This window comes from Streptomyces sp. NBC_00654 (assembly GCF_026341775.1).
Taxonomy (GTDB): domain Bacteria; phylum Actinomycetota; class Actinomycetes; order Streptomycetales; family Streptomycetaceae; genus Streptomyces.
This window is the reverse complement of the sequence record NZ_JAPEOB010000003.1, coordinates 473,566-490,128: the sequence shown is the minus strand read 5'-3', so window position 1 is coordinate 490,128 and position 16,563 is coordinate 473,566. Positions and strand designations below refer to the sequence as shown.

General features: G+C 69.9%; 13 protein-coding genes. 5 read left to right on the top strand and 8 right to left on the bottom strand.

The genetic code is table 11. The annotated features are described in order from the left end of the window. Positions 1-52: 52 nt before the first annotated feature. The gene (locus OHA98_RS34465; protein WP_266931634.1) at positions 53-424 is read right to left on the bottom strand and encodes a VOC family protein; all 372 of its coding nucleotides are present in this window, start codon (positions 422-424) and stop codon (positions 53-55) included. Positions 425-533: 109 nt separating this feature from the next. Between OHA98_RS34465 and OHA98_RS34460 the strand changes: the two genes are divergently transcribed. Next, positions 534-1,067 carry a CGNR zinc finger domain-containing protein gene (locus tag OHA98_RS34460; protein WP_266931633.1) on the top strand — a complete coding sequence of 178 codons (534 nt, stop codon included), beginning with the start codon at positions 534-536 and terminating at the stop codon, positions 1,065-1,067. Between the two features lie 49 nt (positions 1,068-1,116). Here OHA98_RS34460 and OHA98_RS34455 read toward each other — a convergent pair whose 3' ends face one another. Then, complete coding sequence (locus OHA98_RS34455; protein ID WP_266931632.1) at positions 1,117-2,460, bottom strand: UDP-glucose/GDP-mannose dehydrogenase family protein; 1,344 nt, start codon at positions 2,458-2,460, stop codon at positions 1,117-1,119. Between the two features lie 209 nt (positions 2,461-2,669). Here OHA98_RS34455 and OHA98_RS34450 point away from each other — a divergent pair, with 209 nt between their 5' ends. Then, the gene (locus OHA98_RS34450) at positions 2,670-3,827 is read left to right on the top strand and encodes an acyl-CoA dehydrogenase (protein WP_266931630.1); all 1,158 of its coding nucleotides are present in this window, start codon (positions 2,670-2,672) and stop codon (positions 3,825-3,827) included. A gap of 123 nt (positions 3,828-3,950) precedes the next feature. Here OHA98_RS34450 and OHA98_RS34445 read toward each other — a convergent pair whose 3' ends face one another. Beyond that, positions 3,951-5,240 carry an LCP family protein gene (locus OHA98_RS34445; RefSeq protein ID WP_266931629.1) on the bottom strand — a complete coding sequence of 430 codons (1,290 nt, stop codon included), beginning with the start codon at positions 5,238-5,240 and terminating at the stop codon, positions 3,951-3,953. A gap of 118 nt (positions 5,241-5,358) precedes the next feature. Here OHA98_RS34445 and OHA98_RS34440 point away from each other — a divergent pair, with 118 nt between their 5' ends. Then, complete coding sequence (locus tag OHA98_RS34440; protein WP_266931627.1) at positions 5,359-5,907, top strand: acyl-CoA thioesterase; 549 nt, start codon at positions 5,359-5,361, stop codon at positions 5,905-5,907. 99 nt (positions 5,908-6,006) lie between these two features. Here the strand turns inward: OHA98_RS34440 and OHA98_RS34435 are convergent, their stop codons facing one another. Continuing rightward, the gene (locus OHA98_RS34435) at positions 6,007-7,380 is read right to left on the bottom strand and encodes an LCP family protein (RefSeq protein WP_266932535.1); all 1,374 of its coding nucleotides are present in this window, start codon (positions 7,378-7,380) and stop codon (positions 6,007-6,009) included. A 308-nt stretch (positions 7,381-7,688) separates the two neighbouring features. Between OHA98_RS34435 and OHA98_RS34430 the strand changes: the two genes are divergently transcribed. Next, positions 7,689-8,711, top strand: a complete 1,023-nt coding sequence (locus OHA98_RS34430) for a glycosyltransferase family 2 protein (protein ID WP_266931626.1) — start codon at positions 7,689-7,691, stop codon at positions 8,709-8,711. A 151-nt stretch (positions 8,712-8,862) separates the two neighbouring features. Here OHA98_RS34430 and OHA98_RS34425 read toward each other — a convergent pair whose 3' ends face one another. The 4 genes from OHA98_RS34425 to OHA98_RS34410 all read right to left on the bottom strand — a co-directional run bounded on the left by OHA98_RS34425 (position 8,863) and on the right by OHA98_RS34410 (position 14,997). Then, positions 8,863-10,569: an LCP family protein gene (locus OHA98_RS34425; RefSeq protein ID WP_266931624.1), complete on the bottom strand. Its 1,707-nt coding sequence runs from the start codon at positions 10,567-10,569 to the stop codon at positions 8,863-8,865. A 49-nt stretch (positions 10,570-10,618) separates the two neighbouring features. Then, positions 10,619-12,400 carry an LCP family protein gene (locus OHA98_RS34420; RefSeq protein ID WP_266931623.1) on the bottom strand — a complete coding sequence of 594 codons (1,782 nt, stop codon included), beginning with the start codon at positions 12,398-12,400 and terminating at the stop codon, positions 10,619-10,621. Between the two features lie 223 nt (positions 12,401-12,623). Beyond that, complete coding sequence (locus OHA98_RS34415) at positions 12,624-14,069, bottom strand: LCP family protein (protein WP_266931621.1); 1,446 nt, start codon at positions 14,067-14,069, stop codon at positions 12,624-12,626. Between the two features lie 175 nt (positions 14,070-14,244). Continuing rightward, positions 14,245-14,997 (bottom strand): TIGR03089 family protein, encoded by a 753-nt coding sequence (locus OHA98_RS34410; protein WP_266931620.1) that lies wholly within the window; start codon positions 14,995-14,997, stop codon positions 14,245-14,247. Between the two features lie 137 nt (positions 14,998-15,134). On the opposite strand from OHA98_RS34410, the gene OHA98_RS34405 reads away from it, so the two are divergent. Continuing rightward, a complete protein-coding gene (locus OHA98_RS34405) occupies positions 15,135-16,490 on the top strand; it encodes an N-acetylmuramoyl-L-alanine amidase (protein WP_266931619.1) in 1,356 nt (451 codons plus the stop codon). Positions 16,491-16,563: the final 73 nt, after the last annotated feature.

Below are 16,563 nucleotides of genomic sequence, written 5' to 3'. Positions count from 1 at the left end.
ACGCTGAGACATCCCGGCCGTCAGGCGGCCGAGCGGCCGAACCGTCCTGCCGTCAGCCCGCGCACAGACAGAACGGGTGGCCGGCGGGGTCCGCGTACACCCGGAAGGACCGCTCCCGGTCCGCCGCGTCCAGCACCCGCGCACCCAGCGCGAGCACCTCGCTCTCCGCCGCGTCCAGATCCGGCACGGTCAGGTCCAGGTGGAACTGCTGGGAGCCGTCCGCGTGCGGCCAGCGCGGCGGTACGAAGCCGGGCGCGGCCTGGAACGCGAGCGGAATGCCCGTGCCGCCGGAGAGCTCCACCCAGCTCTCCCCGTAGTCCTCGACCCTCTCGACGGTGCCGCCCAGCACGGCGGCGTAGAAACCGGCGAGCGCGACGGGATCGGGGCAGTCCAGTACGACGGTGCCCAAGGTGGCGATGGCCATGATGCTTTCTCCTCCAGGGTCGGAACCGATCGTCAACACGGTTACCCGTACAGCCGGTCAATGGGTAACTGTTACCTCATGCTCCCGCATCGGAGGTAACGTCGCAACCATGGATGAGAGGGCCGCCGCACCCGGAGCACTCGTACTGATCGAGGACCTGGTGAACACACTGAACATCGAGACCGGAGCGGACGCCCTGGACACGCCGGACGGCCGTGCCGCGTACGGCCTCACCGCGGCCGAGGTGCCCGCCGCCCGCGACCTCCGCGAGGCGCTGCGCGGCGCCTGTCTGGCCCACGCGGGCCACCGGCCCCCCGCGGGCGCCCCGGCGCCGCCCCCGCTCGACGAACTGCTGGCCGCCGCGCCGCTGCGCGTATCGGTGGACGCGGCGGGCGCGGCGGCGCTCCGGCCCGTCACCGCCGCCTCCGGGTCCACCGGCACCGCGGCCCTCACCGCGCGGGTCGCCGAGGCCATCGTCGCCGCGGCGGCCGACGGGACCTGGCCGCGGCTCAAGGCCTGCGAGGCGGCGGACTGCCACTGGGTCTACTACGACCGCAGCCCGGCGGGCCGACGCCGCTGGTGCTCCATGTCCGTGTGCGGCGCCCGCGCCAAGATGCGTACGTACCGGGCCAGGCGTGGCTGAGGGCGACCGCGCGCCGTGCCGCCGGGCCGCGATCCGGCCCGCGGCGCCCTCAGCCCTTCGGGCGGCCCATCGCCCGGTACGTCCAGCCGGACTCGCGCCACACCGAACTGTCGAGCGCGTTGCGGCCGTCCAGGATGATCCGGTGGGACACGACCTCGCCCAGCGCCGCCGGGTCCAGCTCGCGGAACTCGCGCCACTCGGTGAGGTGCAGCACCACATCCGCGCCGCGCACGGCGTCCAGCGCCGAGTCCGCGTAGCCGAGCGTCGGGAACAGCCGGCGGGCGTTGTCCATGCCCTTCGGGTCGAAGACCGTGACCTGGCCGCCCTGGAGGTGGATCTGTCCGGCCACGTTCAGTGCGGGCGAGTCCCGTACGTCGTCGGAGTCCGGCTTGAACGTCGCGCCCAGCACCGCCACCCGCCTGCCCAGGAAGGAGCTGCCGCCCACGGCCTCCCGGGCGAGCTCCACCATGTGGCCGCGGCGCCGCATGTTGATGGAGTCGACCTCGCGGAGGAAGGTCAGCGCCTGGTCCGCGCCCAGCTCACCGGCGCGCGCCATGAACGCCCGGATGTCCTTGGGCAGGCAGCCGCCCCCGAACCCGATCCCGGCCCGCAGGAACTTCTTCCCGATCCGCTCGTCGTACCCGATGGCCTCGGCCAGCTTCACCACATCGCCGTCGGCGGCCTCGCAGACCTCGGCCATGGCGTTGATGAACGAGATCTTGGTCGCGAGGAAGGAGTTGGCGGAGGTCTTCACCAGTTCGGCGGTCGGGAAGTCGGTCACCACGAACGGCGACCCCTCGGCGATCGGTGCCGCGTACACCTCGCGCAGCAGCTTCTCGGCCCCCTCGCTCGCCACGCCGACGACGAGCCGGTCGGGGTGCAGGGTGTCCTGCACGGCGAAGCCCTCGCGCAGGAACTCCGGATTCCAGGCCAGCTCGGCGGCCTCGCCCACCGGTGCCAGCTCCGCGAGCCGGGCCGCCAGCCGGGCGGCGGAGCCCACCGGCACGGTCGACTTCCCGACGACGAGGGCGGGCCGGGTGAGGTGCGGTGCGAGCGACTCGAAGGCGCTGTCCACGTAGCTCATGTCGCAGGCGTACTCGCCGTGCTTCTGCGGTGTGTTCACGCAGACGAAGTGGACGTCGCCGAAGGCACCCACCTCCTCCCAGGAGGTGGTGAACCGCAGCCGGCCGGTGGAGCCCTCGATGCCCTCGACATGCTTCTGGAGGATCTCCTCCAGCCCCGGCTCGTACATCGGCACCCTGCCGGCCGAGAGCAGTGCGATCTTCTCCGGCACGACGTCCAGCCCGAGGACTTCGAAGCCCAGCTCCGCCATGGCCGCGGCATGGGTGGCACCGAGGTAGCCGGTGCCGATCACGGTGATCCTGAGGGCCATGGAGTGCTCCTGGAAGATGTGGACGGACGTGCGGAGCCGAGCATAGTCGGGCCTCCTGTCACGGGAATTTCCCTCTCCATTTGCCCTGGGTATCCCTTATGCCCCACCCCTGTCGTGAAGCTCACTCGTCGTTCTCGTAGGCCATCGCACGGCCGGGCCACTAAAATTGGGTTACTTAACGGTAGTTAGCACCCTGGGGAGTGAGCGTCTTGGCGGGTTCGACCGATTTCGACCTGTACCGTCCGGCGGAGGAGCACGACATGCTCCGCGAGACGATCCGTTCCCTCGCCGAGGCGAAGATCGCCCCGTTCGCCGCCGCGGTGGACGAGGAGGGCCGCTTCCCGCAGGAGGCGCTGGACGCCCTGGTCGCCTCGGACCTGCACGCCGTCCATGTCCCGGAGGAGTACGGCGGTGCGGGTGCCGACGCACTGGCCACGGTCATCGTGATCGAGGAGGTGGCCCGCGCCTGCGCGTCCTCCTCCCTCATCCCCGCCGTGAACAAGCTGGGTTCGCTCCCGGTGATCCTCTCCGGGTCCGAGGCGCTGAAGAAGAAGTACCTGGGCCCGCTCGCCAAGGGCGACGCGATGTTCTCGTACGCGCTCTCCGAGCCGGACGCGGGATCGGACGCGGCGGGCATGAAGACCAAGGCCGTCCGTGACGGTGACTTCTGGGTCCTCAACGGGGTGAAGCGCTGGATCACCAACGCGGGCGTCTCCGATTACTACACGGTCATGGCCGTCACCGACCCGACCAAGCGCTCCAAGGGCATCTCGGCGTTCGTCGTCGAGAAGTCGGACGAGGGCGTCTCCTTCGGCGCCCCGGAGAAGAAGCTCGGCATCAAGGGCTCCCCGACCCGCGAGGTCTACCTCGACAACGTCCGTATCCCCGCCGACCGCATGATCGGCGAGGAGGGCACCGGCTTCGCCACCGCGATGAAGACCCTGGACCACACCCGCATCACGATCGCGGCCCAGGCCATCGGCATCGCCCAGGGCGCCCTGGACTACGCCAAGGGCTACGTCCAGGAGCGCAAGCAGTTCGGCAAGCCGATCGCCGACTTCCAGGGCATCCAGTTCATGCTGGCCGACATGGCGATGAAGCTGGAGGCCGCCCGCCAGCTCACCTACGCGGCAGCCGCCAAGTCCGAGCGCCTCGACGGCGACCTCACCTTCTTCGGCGCCGCGGCCAAGTGCTTCGCCTCCGACGTGGCGATGGAGGTCACCACGGACGCGGTCCAGCTGCTCGGCGGCTACGGCTACACGCGGGACTACCCGGTGGAGCGGATGATGCGCGACGCGAAGATCACGCAGATCTACGAAGGCACGAACCAGGTCCAGCGGATCGTCATGGCCCGCAACCTGCCGTAGCGGGGTTCCGGATCCTGGCCCGACCCCGGGCTCCGGACCGCTTCTGACCTGCGCAAACAGTCTGACCTGCGCAAACAGTACGGCCCCCGGCGTGATGCCGGGGGCCGTTCGCGGTACCTGCCGTCAGTTTCCGGTGACGGTGACCTTCTCGTCGTTCTTGAGCTGCTGGACGAGCTGCTTGACCTTCTCCTTGTCCCAGACCAGGTTCCCGCCGACGCTGCCCGAGATCGGCATGTTCATCGACGTGCCGTCGCCGCCCGTGACGCCCTTCATCGCGAAGAACATCTGGCTCAGCGACCAGAGCGACATGTCCTTGTCCACGATCAGGGTGTCCAGGCCCGCGCCCATCGTCGGGTACAGCTTGAACGGGTTGAGGATCGTGGACGCCGTCGCCGTCTGGCTCGCCAGCGCCGCGAGGAACTTCTGCTGGTTCTTCGTACGGTCGAGGTCGCTGCCCGCGAACGCGTACCGGGTACGGACGAAGGCGAGGGACTGCTCGCCGTTCAGCGTCTGCTTGCCCGCCCGGAAGTCGGCGCCGGACTTCTTGTCCTTGAACGCCTTGGGGATGTCCAGCTCCACCCCGCCGATCGCGTCCACGATCGTGGCGAAGCCGCCGAAGCCGATCTCGACGTAGTGGTCGATGCGCAGCCCGGTGTTGAACTCGACGGTCCGGACCAGCAGTTCGGGGCCGTCCTCGGCGTACGCCGCGTTCAGCTTGACGGTCCGGCCCCTGCCCTCGTACTTCTTGCCCGACTCCGAGCCCACGAACGAGGGGATCTCGACGTTCGAGTCGCGCGGCAGGGAGACCAGCGTCGGGCCGTTGGATCCGTCGTGCAGGATCATCATCGAGTCGGTCCGCTTGCCCTCGGCGGAACCGGTGTGGAGCTTCTTCTTGTCCTCGGCCGTCATGCCGGCCCGGCTGTCGGAGCCGACGATCAGGTAGTTCGTGCCGTCGCCGCCCTCGGGCCGCTCGATGACCTTGGAGAGGTCGACCTCGCGCTTGAGCTTGGAGTCGGCCCAGAAGTACGTGGAGATGGAGACGGCGAGCACGACGACCACCAGGGTCAGCGCGCCCACCTTGATCCGGCGGCGCCAGTCGGGAGCGGGGCGGCCCTGGACGTAACCGCCGTCGCCTCCGCCACCGCGTCGGCCACCGCCGCCGCCGCCGTGGCCGGAGCCGCCGCCGTAGACCTGGCCCGTGTTGTAACCGCTGTCGTAGGAGGAATCACCTTCGCGGCCGCCGTAGCGGTCGTCGTACCCCTGGCCCTGCGGCGGTACCTGCGGTGCCCGCGGCGGGGCCGGTCGACGCTGGATGTGCGGCATCGCGCGGGCGCTCTCGGGCTGGGGGCTCGCACTGCCCTGCCCGTAGCGGTCGCTGCGGTCACCGGTCCGTCGATCGGGCCAATCGTTCATGCCGACCAGTGTGCCGTCCGGGCGCATCGTTATTACAGGGTGTAAGGGAAATAGGTCCAGGGCTGTTGCCAAGCTGATGCATTCCGCGGGACACAAGCCCGCGCATAAGGTGGAGGGCATGACAGATCAGGCCCCGCACCCGGAGGGTGAGATTCCGGGCAAGCCGACCGCGGCTTCCCGGACCACCCTCAGCCACATCATGACCGGAAACGACACCAACCTGCTGGGTACGGTGCACGGCGGCGTGATCATGAAACTGGTCGACGACGCCGCGGGCGCCGTGGCCGGCCGGCACTCCGGCGGACCGGCCGTGACCGCGTCGATGGACGAGATGGTCTTCCTGGAGCCGGTACGCGTCGGCGACCTCGTCCATGTGCGTGCGCAGGTGAACTGGACCGGCCGCTCCTCCATGGAGGTCGGCGTCCGTGTGATGGCCGAGCGCTGGAACGAGTCGACCCCCGCCCAGCAGGTCGGCAGCGCCTATCTGGTGTTCGCCGCCGTCGACGGGGACGGCAGGCCGCGCGCCGTACCGCAGGTGATCCCGGAGACGGAGCGCGACAAGCGGCGCTACCAGGAGGCCCAGATCCGGCGCACGCACCGGCTGGCCCGGCGCCGGGCGATCAAGGAACTGCGCGAGAGGCGCGTGGCCGACGGCATCGACGACTGAGCGGTCACGGGCGGACCGCCGGCACCGGCACCGGCACCGGCACCGGCACCGGCACCGGCATCGGCATCGGCACCGGCATCGAGGCACCCGCGGGCACGGTCACGGGCAGACCACCTCGTCTCCCGTCACCGTGCCGAACTGTCCCTGCTCCGGGTTCTCCGACCGCACCCGCTGCACCGTGCCGAAGTCCGCGCCCGCCGTCACCTTCATCGTGCCGCCCTGCCCCTTCACCGCCCTCAGCTCGCTCCCGGGCAGCGCGGTGGCGAGGGACTTCGCCGACCGGTCCCACCGGGGGTCGTACGTCACCAGCGTCCGCTTCAGGTCGCGCAGCTCCCCGTTGAGCGGGGCGCCCGAGGTGTTGAACCCGGTGGCGCGCAGCGCCGCGTCCACCTCCTTGCCGAGGCCGTCCTTCAAGGTTCCGTTGTAGACCTGCACCCGGATCTGCCGCGGTGCCACATCGACCGGCGTCGCCTTCGGCAGCCGTGGGCTGCCCGGCTTGTGCGGGGCGAGCGGCTTGTCGTCGCGCAGCGCCCGGAACAGCTTCTTCGACTTCTTCGCGTCCCACCGCACCGTGGAGCCGATGCCCTGGACGGGGAAGCTGACGTTCCCGACCGGTACGGAGGTGAACTCGGAGGACGCCGGACTGAAGCCGCGCATCGCCTTGCCCAGCGCCAGCATCTGCTCCGTACCGAACTCCTTGTCGGCCCGCAGCGAGCTGAGCACGGACGAGGAGACCTGCTGGAACTTCACCGGGTTCAGCAGTACCCCGCTGCTGGTGGCCTGCTTGATCAGCGCCGCCATGAACTTCTGCTGGCGCTGCATCCGGCCCAGGTCGGAGGCCCCGTCGATATGCCGGGACCGTACGTACTGAAGGGCCTGGCCGCCGTCCAGTTCATGGGTGCCGGCCGCCAGATCGAGCCCGGTGTACGAGTCCTTCATCGGTCCGGCCGTGCAGATCTTCACCCCGCCGAGGGTGTCGACCGTCTTCATGAAGCTGGTGAAGTCGACCTCCAGGTAGTGGTCGATCTTGACGCCGGTCATGTGCTCGACGGTCCGTACGGTCAGGGTCGGCCCGCCCTCCGCGTACGCGGCGTTCAGTTTCACCGGGTGGGTGGCGTGGTGCCTGCCCGTGTTCCGGTCGGTGTGCTCGGGGACCTCGGCGTAGCTGTCGCGGGGGAGGCTGACGACGCTCGCCCGCTCCTTGTCGGCCGACAGATGCACCAGCATGATCGTGTCGGTGCAGTGGCAGGGGGCGCCGCCCAGCCGGTACTTCTTCTTCTCGGCCTTGGTGATCCTGTCGCGGCCGTCGGTCCCGACCAGCAGCAGATTCATGCCGTGGCCCCCGGCGGGGCGGTTCTTCATGTCCTTGAACGGGTCGACGCGATTGATCCCCGTCTCCAGACTGCTGACCATGGCATGGCCGATCCCCCCGGCGCCCAGCACGAGCACGGAGAGACCGGTGGCCACCCGCATGCCCCAGCGGGGCCGCTCGTCCTGCTTCCGGCTCCGGGTGCGGGGACCGGAGCGCTGCGGTGGTCTGCGCTGCGGGGGAGTGGTGCGGGGGTGCGGCGGTCGGGACGGTCGGTGAGGCGTGGGCACGGGGGGACACCTCCGCGGTGCAAGGGGGACCGTTCGCACCGTAGGCCCATACGATCTGCATAACGGGCCATGACCCGGTGGCGCGCGACCCTATCCCCCATTCGCGGTAACGTGGCGGCCGAATAACGACGCCTTGCGGGGTGGGAAACCCCTGGCGCCCCCGAGGACCACCCGAGGACCACATGTCTGCCGCGCAGCACCCCGCCGTCTCCGTGATCATGCCGGTACTCAACGAGGAACGCCATCTCAGGAACTCGGTCCGGCACATCCTGGAGCAGGAGTACGCAGGTGAGATGGAGATCGTCATCGCGCTCGGCCCCTCCACGGACCGGACCGACGAGATCGCCGCGGAGCTCGTCGCGGAGGACCCCCGGGTCCACACCGTGCCCAATCCCACCGGCCGTACCCCTGCCGCCCTCAACGCCGCGATCGAGGCCTCCAGTCACCCGATCGTGGTACGGGTCGACGGGCACGGCATGCTCTCGCCGAACTACATCGCGACCGCGGTCCGGCTGCTGGAGGAGACCGGGGCGCAGAACGTCGGCGGCATCATGCACGCCGAGGGCGAGAACGCCTGGGAGGACGCCGTCGCCGCCGCGATGACCTCGAAGATCGGCGTCGGCAACGCGGCCTTCCACACGGGCGGCCAGGCCGGCCCGGCCGAGACGGTCTACCTGGGCGTCTTCCGCCGCGAGGCCCTGGAGCGGGCGGGCGGCTACAACGTGGAGTTCATCCGTGCGCAGGACTGGGAGCTGAACTTCCGCATCCGCGAGGCGGGCGGCCTGATCTGGTTCTCGCCCGAGCTGAAGGTCCAGTACCGCCCGCGCCCCTCCGTGCGGGCGCTCGCCAAGCAGTACAAGGACTACGGCCGTTGGCGCCATGTCGTCGCCCGCTACCACTCGGGTTCGATCAACCTGCGCTACCTGGCCCCGCCGACCGCCGTCTGCGCCATCGCGGCGGGCGTCGTGGTGGGCGCCGCCGTCACCCCGTGGGCCTTCGTCGTCCCGGCCGGTTACGTCGCGGCCATCGCGGCCGGGTCACTGCCCGCGGGGAAGGGCCTGTCGCTGAAGGCCCGTGCCCAGATCCCGGTGGCCCTCGCCACCATGCACATGTCCTGGGGGTACGGCTTCCTCACCAGCCCGCGCTCCCTGGCGCGGAAGGTCATCGCCAGCCGCCGCCCGGAGGCTCCCCGGCAGACCGTCTGACGCCGAACCGGACCGGTCCCGCGCCGCCGGACGACGACGTACGACGAAGGGAGGGGCCCCACCGTTCGCGGTGGGGCCCCTCCCTTCGTCCGGTCGCCGCCGGTCGGACCGTCCGGCCGCAGCCGGTGTCGGGCCGTCCGGCCGCAGCCGGTCAGGACCAGATGTAGTTCGGGTTGACCTTCATGCACGCCTCTTCCTGGCCGTTGAGCGCCCCGGCCGAATCCGGGGTCTTCTCCTGGCCCTTGGGCGCGGGGTAGGCCCCGTCCTCACGCCAGTCGGCTCCCACCGCGAGCGAGATGCCCGAGACATCGGTCGACTTCTTCACCAGCGAGACCGGGATGCCGAGTGCCTTGGCGACCGCCTGGGCATCGCCCTCCATATCGGCGCTCGGGTACAGGATCCCGGTCCGGGCCGCTCCGGTCATGTTCTGCCAGTCGACCGTGGCCTTCGCGAAGCCGGCGTCCTTCAGCGTCTTCTCCACCGCGGCGGCACGCCCCCCGGCCGAGCCGAGGGTGTCGGAGCGGGTCGCGTTGCGCACGCTGACCGCGATCTCGCCGACCGGTGCGGACGGGTCCTTGGTGACCGTCGCCTTGCGCTTGGACGCCTTGCCGTCGAGCGGGATGTCCTCGCGCACCATCCGGAACAGCTGCTCGGCGTCACCCGCCTTGGGGAACACCCGGCCCTTGAGCGTGCCCGTGCCGTACACGTTCGGCATGGTCGACATGGTGATGCGCTTGGTCGGGACCTTCTTGAGCTCCTCGGCCAGGTCGTACAGCTTCTTGACCGTGTCGAGGCCCTTGTCGACCGTCAGCGCGTCCGTGGCGGCCTCGGCGAGGTTCATCAGCTTCGTGGGGTCGGTCAGCTTGGTGCCCTTGCGCAGCTCGCGGACCATCGAGTTCATGTACTGGTGCTGGGCCTTGGCGCGGCCGAGGTCGGTGTTGTCCTCGAAGCCGTACCGGGTGCGCAGCCACTGGAGCGCCTGCTTGCCCTTGATGGACGTGGTGCCCTTCTCCAGCTTCAGCCCGGACCCCTTGCCGTCGCTGGAGCGCGATTCGATGTTGGCGTCCACGCAGACGGGGACGCCGCCGATCGCGTCGGCCATCGAGACCACGCCCGCGAAGTCGATCATCATGAAGTGGTCGATCGTGATGCCGGTGAGTTCGTACCAGGTGGCCACCGTGCAGCCGGGACCGCCGCGGCCCAGGCTCTCGTTGGTCTGTACGTTGCCCGTGCTGGCCGGATACACCTTGTCCGTCTTGGGGTCGGTGCACTTGGGCATCTTCAGCATCGTGTCGCGCGGCATGCTGACCACGGAGAGGTTGCTGCGGTCCGCGGAGAGATGGAGCAGCATCTGCACATCCGCGAGCGGCCGGGCGCCGAAGGTCTCCTTCGCGCCGCCGAGCTTCTGGTTCTCCTTGGAGTCCCGCGCGTCGGAGCCGATGAGCAGGATGTTCAGCGGGGTCTGACCGGCGGCGTTGGCCTTGTGATCGGCCATCTTCTTGTCGCCGAGGGTCAGGTCCTCTTTCTTGATGTTGCCGTTGAGGTGCTCGTAGTAGAGGTAACCGGCGCCACCGGCACCGAGTATCAACAGGGCGAGCACGGACGCGACCCAGCGCAGTATGCGCCGTTTGCCGCGTTTGGCCGTGCGTCGGCCGCGACGGTGGGGCCCGCCGCCCCGGTGCCGGCTCCCGGGTGAATCGGAATGGTCGCCTCCGCCGGCGTTCCGGCCTCGGCCCCGCTCCTTGCCCCTGCTCCCGCCCTCGCCGTCACCCTCGTAGAGACTCTCGTCCCAGCCGAGTTGATCGGCTTGCCGGACGCGTGGCCGCGTCCCCTCCCCGGGCGTGCTGCTCCGTCCCACCGGATCCCCCCTGCTGCTCAGTCTCTTGCTGTAGCGCGGTGACCCGGTGTCACTTGGCGCATTCCGCCTTGTCGGCGCTTGCTCTCTGGATGTCGGCCGGCGCCTTCGTCGGACCGGTGATGGGCGTTCCCGCGCCCTTGAAGTCCGCCCCCAGCGTCAGCACCATCGCCTGAAGTTCTTCGGCGTCGGTGGTGCCCTGCTTCAGCGCGGTGGCGGGCAGCCCCATCATCTCGGCGAGCGTGCGCGCCTGGTCGGCCTGATTGGGCGCGTACGCCAGCGTCGTCTTGTCGATCTTCGGGCCGTTGGCCTTGTTGGTGGACTTCAGTACGCCCTTCTCGACCTGGAGCCAGGTCACGGTGGAGCCCGCGGCGCCCGGGATGCCGCCGCCGTTGAGGACATCCACGCGTACGTCGGCCGCGTCGGCCTTCGGACCCTTGAGGAGCTTGGCCTGCTTGCTCTTGGCGGCCTTCTCCTTCTTCTTCACCTCGGTGAGCGAGGTGTCCGAGCGCATCATCGCGAACAGCTGCTCGGCCTTCTCCGGCGCCGGGACCACGGTGATCGGGGTCGGCTCGGCCGGGTTGTCGATCACCGGCATGGTCACGAAGGTGATGTTCTTCGTGTCGACCTTGCCGATCTCCTGGGCGAGGCTCGTCAGCTTCGTCACGCTGCCGATGCCGGAGTCGACCGTGAGCGCCTTGGTCGCCGTGTCGGCCAGCTTGTACAGCTTCGGGGCACTGGTCAGGGTGTCGTCCGACTTCATCTGCCGGATCATCGAGCCCAGGAACTGCTGCTGCACCTTGATCCGGTCGAGGTCGCTCTCGTTGCCGAAGCTGTGCCGGGTGCGCAGCAGGGCGAGTGCCTCCTCGCCCTGCACGGTCGACTCGCCCTTGGGCAGCTTCAGATGGGACTTCGGGTCGTCGACCGGCTTGGCCATGCAGACCTTGACGCCGCCGACCGCGGTGGACAGCTCCTTGACCGCGTTGAAGTCGACCATCATGAAGTGGTCGACCTGTATGCCGGTGATCTGCTTGACCGTCCGCATGGTGCAGCCCGGGTCGCGGCCCTCCTGGCCGAGGCTCGTGTTGAAACGGTCGAGCGCGGTGCCCTGGATGACCTTGGTCGTGCCGTCCTTCTGCTTCGTCTCGCAGTCCGGGATCGGGATCTTCAGGTCGCGCGGGATGCTCATCGCCGTGGCGTTGGTGCGGTCCTCGGAGACGTGGAAGAGGATGTTGGTGTCGGCATGGCCGGTACTGCCCTTGTCGCCGTAGCCCTCGTTGCCCTTGCCGGTGCGCTTGTCGGTGCCGATGATCAGGATGTTCATCGGGCCGTCGGCGGTGACGCTCTTGCTGCCCGCGTCGCCCACGTCGATCGTGTTGAGGTTCCCGTTGAAGTGCTGGTACAGGGCGTAGGCCCCGGCCGAGCCGGCGACGACGACGAACGCCATCACCCCGCCCGTCCACAGCAGCGCCTTCTTCTTGCGGGCCTTGGGGGGCTTGCGCTTGCGGCGGCCGGCGGGCGCGGGGCCGGCGGCGGTGGCCGTCGGACCGCGGCGGCCCTGTGCCGAATGGCGGCTGCGCTGTCCGGGCACCTCACGGCGCGGGGCGTCCGCGGTGCCGGTGCTGTCGCCCGCGCCCTGTCCGGGGCGTCCGGACCCGTCGGGGGAGGGGGAGGCGCTGCGGCCGGATCCGCGGGGGGCCGCCACGCCCGGCGGGCGGGACGACTCCCCTGCGGATTGGTCCAGTCGCAGTTCGTAGTTGCCGGTGTGCGGGTTGAGTACCCACTGGTCTGCGGGGTCGATCTCGTCCGCCCGCCCACGGCTTTGCGCATCCACGGTTGCTTGAGTCCTCCGTCGGTGCCACGCGAGGCGCCTCCCCCGAAAAGGCGCTCGTTCTTTCGCTCCAGCAGTGCACGGCCGAATGGCCGGAAGCACCGGATCGCGTCACACTATCCGCCCGGTTCGGAGTCGAGCGACGTGCGTGACACATTCCACGCCGCTTACAACCGGGCATTCTTCCCATTATGAGTCGATTGCCGTGTGTGACTTGGGAATTGCTTTACTGCTTACACAGGTCGTCGGCCGCATTCGAGCCCGAATACATGGGTTCGGGCGTCGGGCTTCCCGGGCCCGCGCTGTCCGGTTTCCCGTTCCGCGTACCGTCTCCGGTGCCCACGCCCTTGTTCTTCTCCTTGAGTTCATCGGCCGGTACCACGGCGACCGGCTGGTCCTCGCGCAGTTGCTTGAACAGTCGTCCGGCATCCGGTTCGACGAGTTCGTCCCGGTTCCTGTTCTGGCTGTACGGCTGCCGGGGGACCGTCAGGAACTGCACCTTGTCGGTCGGTACGTCGCGCATGCCGCGCACCAGGTCGTACAGGTCCCTCAGCGAGTCCAGACCCGGGTCCGTCGTCAGCGACTTGGTCGCCGCGTCCAGCACCGGGTACAGGCGGGTCGGGTTGAGCAGGACGCCGTTGCTCTGCATCTTGTTCACCAGGGCGCCCAGGAATCGCTGCTGGCGGTCCATCCGCTCGGTGTCGCTGCCGTTGCCGATGGACTTGCGGGCCCGTACGTATCCGAGCGCCTCCTCGCCGTCCAGCTTCTGCCGCCCCGACGGGAGTCTGAGGTGCGCGTCGGCGTCGTCGATCGGCTCCTTGAGGCAGATCTCGACACCGTCCACGGCGTCGACCATGTCCTTGAAGCCGTTGAAGTCGACGACCATGTGGTGGTCGACGCGGATGCCGGTCATCCGCTCCACCGTGCGGATCGTGCAGGCCGTGCCGCCGAGTTCGAAGGCCGAGTTGAACTGGGCGAACTGTTCCCCGGTGGTCTTCTTGCCCGCGGTGTGGCAGCTCGGGATCTCCACCATCAGGTCACGCGGGACGGACATCGCGGTGGCGCTCTTCCGGTCCGCCGCGAGGTGCAGCAGGATCGTGGTGTCGGAGCGCTGGCTGCCGCCGTCGTCGCGGCCGTACTCACGGTTGTCGCCGGATCTGCTGTCGGACCCGATGAGCAGGATGTTCTGGGCGTCCTGCGCGACCGGAGTGGGGCGTTCCTTCTCGTACGCCTTCAGTTCGGCGGCGGCGCTCGTGTCGGTCCTGATATTGCCGTCGAGCTTCTTGTAGAGCCACCAGCCGGCTCCCGCGGCGATCAGTACGAGGAACGAGGCGGCGAGGGCGGTCCAGCGGAGCCAGTGGCTCCGGTGCCCGGCGGCGATGCCGCCCTTGGGCCGGTCGGCCCAGGTCCGCACGCCGCCGCCTTCGGCGGCGCCGCTCCCCGGGGCGCCGCCGGGGCCGCTGTCCCCGGTGTCCGTGCCCGCGGCTCCCGCGTCGTCCCCCGTGCCCGGCTCTTGATTCCCGTCGGCCTTGCCCGGCTGTCCCGTCTTCTCCGCCTCGTCCTGCGCGGCGGCGGCCCGGGAATCTTCCTGCGCTCCGTCCTGCCGCTTGTCCTCGGCCGGGTGCTCCGGGTCGGCCGGCGTGCCAGCGCTGTCGGTCACGTATGCGTCCATCCTTCACGTTCGGCGGCGCGATGGGCCGCCGGTCGCAGGAATAGACGGCTGAACCTCACGCTTGGTTGTGCATCCGGGGAGAGTGGTCCGTACCGCCGATCATGTACCTGAGTGGATGCTCAATCCTGGGGACTCGGCCCGCCGTAGGCCGGACGAGTGACACTCAGGGTGCTTGTCATACCGCGGTGTTGGTGACCCGCTCGCTCTCGACGCGCTTGGCGAGGCCGTCCTCGCCGAGCTGCCCGAGGTGCCGGCACAGGACCACGGAGCCTCCGGCGGCCAGCGGCGCGAAGAGTCCGGTGCTGAGCCCCTCCCAGCTGTCGTACGTGTGTCCTGTGAGCAGCCGCGATCCGGGCGTGAGCTCCAGGGCGGCGGCATCCTCGCGGGCCTTCGCGACCAGTTGCGCCCCCGTCAGCGCGACCTCGCCCACGGTCAGCGCGGGTGCGTCCGGGTCCACCGGTGCGAACGGAGCGAAGCGGTCGCCCTGACCGGGCGCCTCCACCGCGTAGTCCGCGAACCCCTCCGGCGGCTGCGGGAACCGGCCGCCCAGCGGGCGCAGCGCCAGCGCGACCCGCTCGCCGCCGCAGGCGCGGGCGCGCTCCAGCGTGTCCGGGCCGCTGACGACGAGGTCGGCCGCGGCGGGGTCGCCCTGCACCTCGGCGACCACTCCGACCGAGGAGCAGGCGAGCAGCCAGACCGCGGACTGCCAGTGCGCGGGGAGCAGCAGCGCGAGCCGGTCGCCGGGCTCCGCGGCCAGGTCTCCCTGGAGCAGGTTGGCGGTCTTGGCCACCCAATTGGCGAAGGTGGCCACCGACAGTTCGACGCGCTCTCCGGTGGCGTCGTCGTAGAAAGTGACCAGTGGGCGGGCCGGGTCCGAGGCCAGTGCGGATCGCAGCAGGTCGGCGGGGGTGCGGTCGCTGGAGTTCATCCGCGCAAGGGTACGCGGCGGTGCTGGACGGGGGCGGCGCGACGGGCTTCCCGTACACCGGTTCGGCAGACGGGCCATCAATTCGGGGCGTATGTCTGGGTAGACGTAGTTGTACGTATATGGCCAGGATCATGTGTATGCGTGCTCTTCTAGCAACCTCGATCGGCGTCACCTGCGCGGCGGCACTCACCCTGCCGCTCGCCGCACCCGCGTCGTCCACGTCAGATTCCGTCGCCGGCCGGACCTCGGCCGCCCACGGCCCCGCTTCCACCGCCGCCACATCGCCCGCCGGATCCGCCGCCTTCACCCCGGCCGGGCCCGCCGCCGAACTGCCGGGCTCGACGCAGTCCCTGCCCCTGTCGCCGCTCCCCTCCGCGGCCACCCGGGCCACCGGCTCGCCCGCCAGGGGCGCCGTACGGGGACTGCCCCGGAGCGACGCCCAGCCCTTCTCCCTGGTCGGAGTGGTCTGGGACGACGTGGACACCGAGCTCCACGGCACGGTCCAGATCCGGACCCGCGCCACCGGCACCACCCACTGGTCCGACTGGCAGAACGTCGAGACGCACAACTCCGAGCATGCCGCCGACCCGGGCAGCGCCGAAGGGAAGGCGCGTACGGTCCGCGGCTCCACGGCTCCCCTCTGGGTCGGTGACTCCGACGGCGTCGAGGTCCGTGTGAGCCCGGAGGCACCCGGCCCGCAGGACCGCGCCGCCACCCCCGTCGAGCTGCCCGGAGGTCTCCGTCTCGAACTGGTCGACCCGGGCGAGGACCCCCGCCAGCCCACCGCCGGCCGCGCCCGCGGGGCCACCCGTGCCGGTGCGGTGATCCCCGCGGCGACGAAGGCCGATTCGGGGGCGGAGGCCTTCGTCGCGGCGGGCGCGAAGCCGTACATCGGTCCGCGGCCGCGCATCATCACACGGAAGGGCTGGGGCGCGAACGAGAAGCTCCGCGAGCGCCAGTTCGCGTACACCAAGTCGGTCAAGGCCGCCTTCGTGCACCACAGCGCGACCGGCAACAACTACAGCTGCTCCCAGGCGCCCGCGGTCCTGCGCAGCATCTACCGCTACCACGTCCAGAGCAGCGGCTGGCGCGACTTCGGCTACAACTTCGCCGTCGACAAGTGCGGAAACATCTACGAGGGGCGCGCCGGGGGCGTGACGAAGGCCGTTCTCGGAGCGCACACGCTCGGGTTCAACTCAAACAGCATGGGAGTCGCGGTCCTCGGCACCTTCACCTCCAAGAACCCGCCCGCCGCCGCGGTGAACGCCATCGCCAAACTCACCGCCTGGAAGCTCGGGCTGTTCGGAGCCAACCCCAAGGGCAAGACCACCCTCGTCTCCGGCGGCGGCAACCTGTACAAGAAGGGCAAGAAGGTCAAACTCAACGTCATTTCCGGCCATCGGGACGGATTCGCAACCGAATGCCCCGGAGGGCGTCTCTACAAGAAGCTCGGCACGGCACGGACCAGCTCCGCCCGTCTGCAGGGCCGCTGACCGGGGGCGATCCGACCGGTCTGCATACACTGGCCAGCCGAAACGAGGCCAGGCCCCAGCAGGAAGCAGAGAC

Excerpts from the sequence above, each read along its gene's own strand:
- OHA98_RS34465 (WP_266931634.1), bottom strand. The coding sequence starts at position 424 with ATGGCCATCGCCACCTTGGGCACCGTCGTACTGGACTGCCCCGATCCC.
- OHA98_RS34460 (WP_266931633.1), top strand. The coding sequence starts at position 534 with ATGGATGAGAGGGCCGCCGCACCCGGAGCACTCGTACTGATCGAGGAC.
- OHA98_RS34455 (WP_266931632.1), bottom strand. The coding sequence starts at position 2,460 with ATGGCCCTCAGGATCACCGTGATCGGCACCGGCTACCTCGGTGCCACC.
- OHA98_RS34445 (WP_266931629.1), bottom strand. The coding sequence starts at position 5,240 with ATGAACGATTGGCCCGATCGACGGACCGGTGACCGCAGCGACCGCTAC.
- OHA98_RS34440 (WP_266931627.1), top strand. The coding sequence starts at position 5,359 with ATGACAGATCAGGCCCCGCACCCGGAGGGTGAGATTCCGGGCAAGCCG.
- OHA98_RS34435 (WP_266932535.1), bottom strand. The coding sequence starts at position 7,380 with ATGCGGGTGGCCACCGGTCTCTCCGTGCTCGTGCTGGGCGCCGGGGGG.
- OHA98_RS34430 (WP_266931626.1), top strand. The coding sequence starts at position 7,689 with ATGTCTGCCGCGCAGCACCCCGCCGTCTCCGTGATCATGCCGGTACTC.
- OHA98_RS34415 (WP_266931621.1), bottom strand. The coding sequence starts at position 14,069 with ATGGACGCATACGTGACCGACAGCGCTGGCACGCCGGCCGACCCGGAG.
- OHA98_RS34410 (WP_266931620.1), bottom strand. The coding sequence starts at position 14,997 with ATGAACTCCAGCGACCGCACCCCCGCCGACCTGCTGCGATCCGCACTG.
- OHA98_RS34405 (WP_266931619.1), top strand. The coding sequence starts at position 15,135 with ATGCGTGCTCTTCTAGCAACCTCGATCGGCGTCACCTGCGCGGCGGCA.